This is a genomic window from Klebsiella sp. D5A, assembly GCF_001620885.1.
Taxonomy (GTDB): Bacteria; Pseudomonadota; Gammaproteobacteria; order Enterobacterales; family Enterobacteriaceae; genus Klebsiella; species Klebsiella variicola.
This window is the reverse complement of record NZ_LOAR01000057.1, coordinates 1-353: the sequence shown is the minus strand read 5'-3', so window position 1 is coordinate 353 and position 353 is coordinate 1. Positions and strand designations below refer to the sequence as shown.

General features: G+C 53.8%; 1 protein-coding gene. It reads right to left on the bottom strand.

All coding sequences use genetic code 11. The features are described from left to right. A partial coding sequence (locus tag AS136_RS25975) for an EF-Tu C-terminal domain-related protein (protein ID WP_074158398.1) occupies nucleotides 1-353 on the bottom strand: 353 nt, incomplete at both ends.

Below are 353 nucleotides of genomic sequence, written 5' to 3'. Positions count from 1 at the left end.
TCGTCCATCGCGATCGGGTGGATCAGGGTAACAACCATTTTGATGTTGTCGCCCGGCATAACCATCTCTACGCCTTCCGGCAGTTCGATGGTGCCAGTCACGTCAGTAGTACGGAAGTAGAACTGCGGACGGTAGCCTTTGAAGAACGGAGTATGACGGCCGCCTTCGTCTTTGGACAGGATGTACACTTCAGATTCGAACTTGGTGTGCGGCTTGATGCTGCCCGGCTTAGCCAGTACCTGACCACGTTCGATTTCTTCACGTTTGATACCACGCAGCAGAACACCAACGTTCTCACCAGCACGGCCTTCGTCCAGCAGTTTGCGGAACATTTCAACGCCAGTACAGGTGGT